Source organism: Achromobacter animicus (assembly GCF_902859585.1).
In the GTDB taxonomy this organism is placed as follows: Bacteria; Pseudomonadota; Gammaproteobacteria; order Burkholderiales; family Burkholderiaceae_B; genus Achromobacter; species Achromobacter animicus.
Genome location: NZ_CADIJM010000032.1, coordinates 1 through 6,422, shown reverse-complemented (window position 1 = coordinate 6,422; position 6,422 = coordinate 1). Strand labels below are relative to the sequence as shown.

General features: G+C 65.1%; 6 protein-coding genes. 3 read left to right on the top strand and 3 right to left on the bottom strand.

From position 1 onward, the window contains the following. Positions 1–899 precede the first annotated feature (899 nt). The 3 genes from HV681_RS27605 to mpl form a co-directional block, all read right to left on the bottom strand. Complete coding sequence (locus tag HV681_RS27605; RefSeq protein WP_175126275.1) at positions 900–2,801, bottom strand: ribonuclease catalytic domain-containing protein; 1,902 nt, start codon at positions 2,799–2,801, stop codon at positions 900–902. Positions 2,802–2,876: 75 nt separating this feature from the next. After that, a complete protein-coding gene (locus HV681_RS27600; RefSeq protein ID WP_175126274.1) occupies positions 2,877–3,476 on the bottom strand; it encodes a YqiA/YcfP family alpha/beta fold hydrolase in 600 nt (199 codons plus the stop codon). Between the two features lie 132 nt (positions 3,477–3,608). Next, entirely contained in the window at positions 3,609–4,979 is a 1,371-nt protein-coding gene (gene mpl, locus HV681_RS27595) for a UDP-N-acetylmuramate:L-alanyl-gamma-D-glutamyl-meso-diaminopimelate ligase (protein ID WP_175126273.1), read from the bottom strand. Between the two features lie 97 nt (positions 4,980–5,076). On the opposite strand from mpl, the gene HV681_RS27590 reads away from it, so the two are divergent. From HV681_RS27590 to HV681_RS27580, 3 genes are all read left to right on the top strand, one after another. Further along, entirely contained in the window at positions 5,077–5,610 is a 534-nt protein-coding gene (locus tag HV681_RS27590) for a TlpA family protein disulfide reductase (protein WP_175126272.1), read from the top strand. A gap of 89 nt (positions 5,611–5,699) precedes the next feature. Further along, entirely contained in the window at positions 5,700–6,134 is a 435-nt protein-coding gene (gene aroQ, locus HV681_RS27585; RefSeq protein WP_175126271.1) for a type II 3-dehydroquinate dehydratase, read from the top strand. A gap of 88 nt (positions 6,135–6,222) precedes the next feature. Then, the coding region (locus tag HV681_RS27580; RefSeq protein ID WP_496349923.1) for a DUF8684 domain-containing protein at positions 6,223–6,422 on the top strand (200 nt) is incomplete at its 3' end.

Genomic DNA, 6,422 nt, shown 5'->3' with positions numbered 1-6,422 from the left:
CACGAAGACAGTTTCTTCGTCACGGGTGTCGTGCAGGACGACTATTGAGCTTCAGATTCCCTCGGGCTTATCGACGCCCCGCGCACCCCGGGACGCCACCGCACCGGACTCTGGCAATTCGAGTTTTCAGGCAGCTGGGGCGGTCGGCGTGCTTGGCATTTTTGCGCAGAGCATTTCGGGCCAGAAGCATCTTGCGTTGCCCGTCTCCGTTCGGCCGCGCGGGCGGCCTCCGGAGACTTACGCGGCGTCTTGCGTAGTGGTGATGACGCTTCGCGAGTAGGCGGCGCTTGGGTGTCTGACACCCGCATAGACGGGCTACAGGCTTGAAGGGTGATTCCAGGGTGTCAGACACCCATCTTGGCGAAAGCGCTCGTTTTTTGCGGGTGTCTGACACCGTCGTGCGAGCGCGGCTCGCTGCTAATCGTCACTTGAACTCAAGTGCCCGATGGGCGGCGCGAACAGGTCAGCAGGTTGTGGCGGATCGTCGCCGCGCCGCCCATCACCGCCCCACCCCCCGTGAGGCGAACCATTAGCAAACCAATCCCCGCCAGCGCGAAGCGCACCCCGCTACGACGTCCCACAGACCCGATGCCGGGTTGCCGCCGTCCGGGCGGCAGCAACCCGGCGGCCCCGCAGATATCCTGCCCTGACCACAGGTCTTGTAGCGCCCCATACCAAAGACCCTCGTAGCACGGCGTCGCGGTCCCCGTGGGCGCGAGCGCCGTCGATGCGCCCGAGGGAATCTGAAGGGAGCCGAAGGCGGACGAAGATGACGACGGGGAAGTCCGGAGCGAAGGCTCCGGACCGCAATCGTGGGCGATCGTGCCCACGGGGACCGCGGCGTCGGGCGACCTACGAAGATCGATGAACGCGACCGACGAAGATCGGAAGAATGCGACCTACGAAGCCGCAGCCTCCCCCTTAACTTCGCCCACAAACCGACAATCCAACTCCAGAGACAACTCATCCATCCCCAGAATATCCACCTCAACCGCAGTCCCGCGCTCAAACTCGGGCATCCCCCCCACCCGAGTCACCAACGGCGCATTCGCAAACCGCACCAGGTCATCCCGGAGCACATGCGCCACCGTCCGCGTCACGCCGTTCTGCTTCAGCCAGCGCAGGCACCAGTAGCGTTCCATTGCGCTCTGGAACTCGGCCCAGGCCGCGTATTGCGCGTCGAAGGCGCCGATGATGGCGAACAGGTCTGCGTCGCGCGGCTTGAAGGGGGCGATCAGGCGGGCCGAGACACCGTGTTCCACCGCGGCGATCAGTTGCCATTGGTTGACCAGGTCGACGTAGCGGCGCAGCGGCGACGTGCTCCACGCGTATTGGGGAACGCCGATGGCCTCGTGGGGCAGCGCCTGCGTGCTCATGCGCACGCGGCCAGCTTGCTGTGAGCGGTAGATGCCCGGCACACCGTGCTGGTTCAAGAGGCCGCCCCACAGGTTGTTGGCCAGGATCATGTATTCGGCCACCATGCGATCCAGCGGCGCGTTGCGCTGGCGCGGGACCAGGCGCACGGGGGTGTCGGGATCGTCGGGGTTGCCGTCCAGGTAGAAGCTGTATTCCACCCGGGAATTGTTTTCCGGCTTGCCGCGGACGTTTTCGCGTTGCGCGGACAGAGCCTGGGCCAGCTTCCAGAGCGGGCGCAGCCAGTGGGCGTAGGGGAGGTCGGCGTCCGGATCGGACAGGCTTGCCTCGGTGACCTGGCTGTCCAGCATGTTGTGGCGCAGGTTCTCGCGCACGACGATGCGTTCCAGGCGGGTTTCCGATTCGATGACTTCGCCGGTTTCGGGATTGGCGGTGACATACAGCGATAGCGCGGGCACTTCGCGGCCGGCGTCCAGGGAGAACGCCTGGATGACGCTGTCCGGCTGCATCGGGATCTTGTCGCCGGGCATGTAGACGGTGGACAGGCGGGCGCGGGCCAGCTTGTCCAGTTCGCTGTCGCGGGTGACGGACAGGCCGGGCGCGGCGACGTGGACGCCGACGCGCACGCGGCCGTCGGGCAGCATGGAGACGGAGAGCGCGTCGTCGATTTCTGTGGTGGTGACATCGTCCACGGAATAGATTTCGGCGTCGGCAAGCGGCAGTTCGCGGTCGATGGGCGGCAGTTCCACGTCGGGGAAGGCCAGGCCGCGCGGGAAGTTGACGGCCAGGAAGCGGCGCTTGTGCAGCGCGAGCGCGTGCGGCCAGGCGCCCAGTTCGAGCAGCAGGCGGTCAGGTGTCTTGCCCAGTTTGGCGCACGCGGCGTCCAGGGCCTTCCATTGCTGCGAGTTCTTGTCCGGACGGATCAGGAGCGATTCGGCGGCCTGGGCGATGGGTTCGGGCAGGCGGCCCGCGGCCATTTCGTCGACCCATTCCTGCTGCTGTTCGGCCTGGCGCTGCTTCTTTTCCAGCGCGGCGAGCGCGGCGGCCAGGATGTCCGGCGGGGCGGGGCGGTAGCGGCCCTTGCCGCGGCGGTGGAAGTACGCCGGGGCGCCGTGCAGGCGCATCAGCAGCGCGGCCTGCTCGACGGGCGTGGGGGCGTGGCCGAAGTAGTCGGCGGCCAGGGCGGGCGAGTCGAATTCCTCTTGCGGCGCGCATTCCCACAGGAATTGCAGATCCAGCGTCTCGGCCGTGGCGGCCGCCTGGGTCATCAGGGCTGCCGGATCCGGCGAGGCGAAGTTGAACAGGGTATTGGCGCGCTTGATTTTGCTGCGCTTGCCCGACTCCGACTCCACCTGCAGGCTGGCGTCGGTCTCGGACAGGATATTGCCGGCCTTGAAGCTGCCGTCATCTTCGTAAAACACATACATGGTGGGGATCGTCCTGGGCGGCGGCCTCGCGCCGCCTTGCGCAGCTTTGTGGGTGTTGAAAGTCGATATTGATTATCAGGTGCGTATCGGCTTGCCGCCTAGGGCGAATTCAAGCACTTCCGGCATCCATTCCGCGAAATCGGACAGGCCGTGGTCGCTGCCTTGCACGATGCGCTGGCGGCAGCCGGCGTATCGGTCGCGCATCTCGCGCCAATCCAGCACTTCGTCGCCGGTCGCGGCCACCAGGAAATACCGGTCGGGCTGCGTGATGCGCGGCGCATGGATGGCGGCCAGTTCGTCCACATATTCGGGCAAAAAAACGAACGGCGCGCCGGAATGATACATGTGGTGCTCGCCGACCTGGGTGGCAAGGTCGCGCGCGGCGTGGACGGCGGGATTCAGCAACACGGCCTTGCAGCCCAGCTGCTCGGCGATCCAGGTGGCGTAGAAACCGCCCAGCGACGAGCCGATGACAGTCAGTTCGCGCGGCGAATCGGCGTCCGCCAGCCGGTCGCGCGCCATGCCCAGCGCCAGGTCGATGGCTTGGCGCGGGCTGGCGGGCAGTTGCGGGCAGGCCCACGCATCGGTCAGACCGCGTGCGGCCATGGCGTCCGCCATCAGGCGGGCCTTGAATGAATCGGGCGACGATCGGAAACCGTGTAGATAGAGGATCATTGTTTGCTGTTTCCGTGTGCGTTGCGGAAGGCGGCCGGCTGAGGGCTTGAATTCCGGACATGCGGGTCTGGCAGGGCCAGCCCGGCATGTCCGGCAGGGCGCGCTTTGCCGGGATCGGCCAAGCGGGCGGGATCAGCCGCGCGCCTGCAGCGCATCCAGCAGCTTGCCATGGATGCCGCCGAAGCCGCCATTGCTCATCACCAGCACCTGGTCGCCCGGCCGGGCGGCGCCGGCAACGGCGTCGACGAGCGCGCCGATGTCATCGTAGCTGGAAGCCCGGCCGCCCAGGGGGGCCAGCACTTCGGCCGGGTTCCAGCCCAGCGCATGCTTGCCCTCGCTGGCGCCAAAGCAGAACACCAGGTCAGCGTCGGCCAGCGCCTCGGGCAGCCTGGCGGCCATGGTGCCCAGCTTCATGGTGTTGGAGCGCGGCTCCAGCACGGCCAGGATTCGCGCCGATCCAACCTGACGGCGCAGACCTTCCAGCGTGGTGGCGATGGCGGTGGGATGGTGAGCGAAGTCGTCGTAGACCTTGATGCCGTTGACCGTGCCGCGCAGCTCCATGCGGCGCTTGACGCCGCCGAAGCGGGTGAGGGCGTCGATGCCCTGTTCTGCGGGCACGCCAACGTGTTCAGCGGCAGCCAGGGCGGCCAGCGCGTTCATGCGGTTGTGTTCGCCGGAGAGCGACCAGCGGACGGTGCCCGCGTGGACGCCCGCGCGCGTGACCTCGAACGCGCCGTCAGCGTCCGGTGGCGACGCCTGCCACAGCCCTTCCGGACCGAACGTGACGGTATCCGACCAGCATCCCCGTGCAATCACGCGGTCCAGCGCGTCCGATTGCGTCGGTCGGACGATACGGCCCGAGCCGGGGATCGTGCGAACCAGATGGTGGAACTGCGTTTCGATCGCCGTCAGATCGGGGAAGATGTCGGCGTGATCGTATTCCAGGTTGTTCAGGATGGCGGTGCGCGGGCGGTAGTGAACGAATTTGGAGCGCTTGTCGAAGAACGCCGTGTCGTATTCGTCCGCTTCGATGACGAAGGGGCGGCGCGCCGGGTCGTAGCGGGCAGATACGTGCAGGTCCTGCGCCACGCCGCCGATCAGGAAGTTCGGGGCCATGCCTGCGGCTTCCAGCACCCACGCCAGCATCGAGCTTGTGGTGGTCTTGCCGTGCGTGCCTGCCACTGCCAACACGTGCGCGCCCGGCAGGATGTTGTCGCCCAGCCATTGCGGTCCGGACACATAGCGCGCCCCGGATTCCAGAATGGCTTCCATCAGCGGGTTGCCGCGGCTGACCACGTTGCCGATGACGTACAGGTCAGGCTTGAGCGCCAGTTGCTCGGCGCCAAAGCCTTCGATCAGTTCGATACCCTGTTCGGAAAGCTGGGTGCTCATCGGCGGGTACACGCCCGCGTCGCAACCCGTGACTTTGTGGCCGGCGGCGCGCGCGATCAGCGCCAGTCCGCCCATGAAGGTGCCGCAGATGCCAAGAATGTGCAGGTGCATTGATAAATCTCCTGCCCCGCATTGTATATATAGCCGCCCGACAAGCCGGCGCCTCGCGGCTGCGGCGTAAAACGGCCGCAACGGTTATCATCGCGCCATGAATCGACGCCTACTTCTTTCCGCCGCCGTGGCGGTGGCCGCGACTGTCGCAGGCGGCTATACGCTGATGGGCCGCAAGCCCAAGAACGATGTCGTGCCGGCTGACGCGGGCGATCCGGTCGCGGGACTCATGCAGATGCAGCTCCCGGATCTGAACGGCGCCTCGCATTCGCTGGCTGGCTGGAAGGGCCAGCCCATCGTGGTCAATTTCTGGGCAACGTGGTGCGCGCCGTGCATCAAAGAGATGCCCGCGCTCGACGCTTTGCAGAAAAAATACCCGCAAGTACGCTTTGTTGGCATCGGCGTTGATTCTGCCGCCAACATGCAGAAGTTTGTCGAGAAAGTACAGGTTTCATACCCGCTGTGGGTGATCGGCGCCGGCGCCATCGATACGCTGCGTAAGCTGGGTAATCCTAGCGGTGGCCTGCCTTTTACTATCGTTTTCAACGCAGATGGCAGCATTAACCGGAAGATATTGGGTGAAGTCCAGCCCGACGATCTGGATCGCACCCTTTCGGGTTTGAAGGCGTAAGTCTGTTGGACAAATAGTAGGAATTGGCGTAAAAAGCTGGTTTATCGGCTGTTTTGCCAACAATTGGCAATCCACAATTTGGCACGCGCATGGCGCAAAACATACTGGTATTGCATGGCCCGAACCTGAACCTGCTTGGCACCCGGGAACCTCATATCTACGGCAGTCTTACTCTGACCCAGATCAATGAGCGTCTCGAGCTGCTCGCGGGCGAATTGGGCGCCACGCTGACTGCGTGGCAAAGCAATCACGAAGGTGCGCTGGTTGACCGCATTCAGGCGGCACGGCAGGACGGCACGGACTTCATCATCATCAACGCAGCGGCATACACGCACACCAGTGTCGCGATTCGCGACGCGCTGGCCGGGGTCGCGATCCCATTTATTGAAGTACATTTGTCCAATCTGTATAAGCGAGAGCCGTTCAGGCATCACTCTTATCTGTCCGACTTGGCGCAGGGCCTGATCAGCGGCCTGGGCGCGGACGGCTACGAGGCCGCGCTGCGTTACGCAGTGCGGCACTGATCTCGCATCAATTCAACGCTTTTACATCTTATACGGCGCGAACCCCGACGCTGGGACGACGCCGACACTATCTCGGGAAGCAGCTTCTATGGATCTTCGAAAACTCAAAACCCTGATCGACCTGGTGGCTGAATCGGGCATCGCCGAGCTGGAAATCACCGAAGGCGAAGGCAAGGTCAGAATCGTCAAGTTCTCGCAGACGCTGCAGCCGGTGGCCTACCACCAGCCCGAAGCCGGCGTGCCCGCCGCGCCCGTCGCCGCCGCCGCGCCCGCCGCTGCGCCGGCCGC

What these genes read in the sequence shown, in the direction of transcription:
- HV681_RS27605 (WP_175126275.1), bottom strand. Translation starts at nt 2,801, where the DNA reads ATGTATGTGTTTTACGAAGATGACGGCAGCTTCAAGGCCGGCAATATC.
- HV681_RS27600 (WP_175126274.1), bottom strand. Translation starts at nt 3,476, where the DNA reads ATGATCCTCTATCTACACGGTTTCCGATCGTCGCCCGATTCATTCAAG.
- mpl (WP_175126273.1), bottom strand. Translation starts at nt 4,979, where the DNA reads ATGCACCTGCACATTCTTGGCATCTGCGGCACCTTCATGGGCGGACTG.
- HV681_RS27590 (WP_175126272.1), top strand. Translation starts at nt 5,077, where the DNA reads ATGAATCGACGCCTACTTCTTTCCGCCGCCGTGGCGGTGGCCGCGACT.
- aroQ (WP_175126271.1), top strand. Translation starts at nt 5,700, where the DNA reads ATGGCGCAAAACATACTGGTATTGCATGGCCCGAACCTGAACCTGCTT.